Origin of the sequence: Mycobacterium sp. (genome assembly GCF_049280035.1) — a bacterium.
GTDB lineage: Bacteria > Actinomycetota > Actinomycetes > Mycobacteriales > Mycobacteriaceae > Mycobacterium.
The window spans coordinates 1-1,558 of the sequence record NZ_JBAPPI010000606.1 but is presented as its reverse complement, the minus strand read 5'-3'; the positions used below and the strand labels follow the sequence as shown (position 1 = coordinate 1,558).

At 70.2% G+C, this 1,558-nt stretch carries 2 protein-coding genes; both read right to left on the bottom strand.

Annotation, left to right across the window (positions count from 1 at the left end):
• Positions 1-875 (bottom strand): uroporphyrinogen-III C-methyltransferase (locus WAN71_RS19585; protein WP_422226919.1); only part of this gene is annotated, 875 nt, incomplete at its 3' end.
• Positions 876-912: 37 nt separating this feature from the next.
• A partial coding sequence (hemC, locus tag WAN71_RS19580) for a hydroxymethylbilane synthase (RefSeq protein ID WP_422226918.1) occupies positions 913-1,558 on the bottom strand: 646 nt, incomplete at its 5' end.

Genomic DNA, 1,558 nt, shown 5'->3' with positions numbered 1-1,558 from the left:
CGCGGCACCAGCACAGTCCAGCCGTACAGTGCCCGGCTCTCCCACCAGTTCAGCTTGGCCCGGTTGTGCACGGTCTTGCCGATCGTCACCACGACCGGCGCCGGTGCGGCGGGGTCGAGGCCGAGCTGGACGGCCGAATCGGTCAGCCCGCCCAGCGTGGATTCCACCGAGCGCTGCGCGCAGGTGGTACCCGAGCACGTCACTACGCACGGGGTGGTGTCGGCGAGCCCGTACTCGATCAGCGTGCGCGCCGCGTCCGCCACATGCGACGAGGTGGCCTGCAAAATCAGCGGGCCCGGCGCCGCGGCCAAAGCCGCCCAATCCACATGTGGGTCGCGCACGTCGGCAACGGTGTGCGAGGAGCCCAGCGGCAACCCCGCATAGGTCGGCACCGCGGAGCTGGCGGCCAGCCCGGGCACGACCTCGAAGTGCAGGTGCGTGCGGGCGACGGTGTTCACCTCGGTGATCACCGAGTCGACCGACAGCGGATCACCGGCAACCAGCCGCACCACGTCAGTCCCGGTGCGGGCCTCTGCGACCAGCGTTTTGGCCACTTCGGCCGGGTCGCCCAGAGCCGGGCGGATGTCGGGTCCGACCGACACCACCGCAGCGGGCTGTTCGTCGGTGCCGGCCCCCGCTGTCCCCTCGGTGGCGCCGTTCTCTGACTGTGCACTCGGCTCGGCCGGCCCGGACACCGGCGGCAAGTCCTTGCCGATCAGCGCCAACACCGGCTCGGGCACGTCAGGGTCAATGAACACCAGGGGGGCATTCGCAAGCACCGTGGCGGCCCGCGTCGTCAGCAGAGCCGGGTCGCCGGGACCCGAGCCCACGAACATGATGCGGCCAGGCCTCGGCTTACGCCCTCGCGTCGTCATCTGTGTCTCTCCCAGTCACTTCGTCGTGCGGGTGGTCTCACCGCGCAGTCGCCATGAGTTCCCGTGCGCCCAGTGCGAACAGCTCGGCGGCCACCGAGAGCCCGAGCTCTCGTGCCCGATCCGGACTGCCTACTCCGGACGCGCGGATCACGTCGGATCCGTCCAGCGCCGCCACGCAGCCGCGCAGCGACAGCTCCTCGAAGACATTTGAGTCGTCCTCGTCAATGGACTCGACCACCTCGGCGATCGCCCCCACTGGCGCGGAGCAACCCGCCTCCAGTTCGGCCAGCAGGGCACGCTCGGCAGTGACGGCCGCGCGGGTGTCGGCGTCGTCGAGCTCCGCCAGCAGTGCCGCCAGCCGGGCATCCCCGGCGCGGCACTCGACAGCGAGCGCACCTTGAGCCGGCGCCGGTAACACCTGCACCGGCTCCAGCGTCTCGGTGACGTCGTCGAGACGCCCTAGTCGGGCCAGGCCCGCCCGGGCTACCACGATTGCGTCCAAATCACCGCTGCTTACCCTGTTCAACCTGGTATCTAGGTTGCCTCTTAGGGGGCGGATTTCCAAACCGAGACCCAATGCTCTAAGCTGTGCCGCCCGCCGGGGCGATGAAGTGCCCACAATTGCGCCGGCCGGCAGCTCTCCCAGCACCAGCCCGTCCCGCGCTACCAGCGCATCTCGGGCG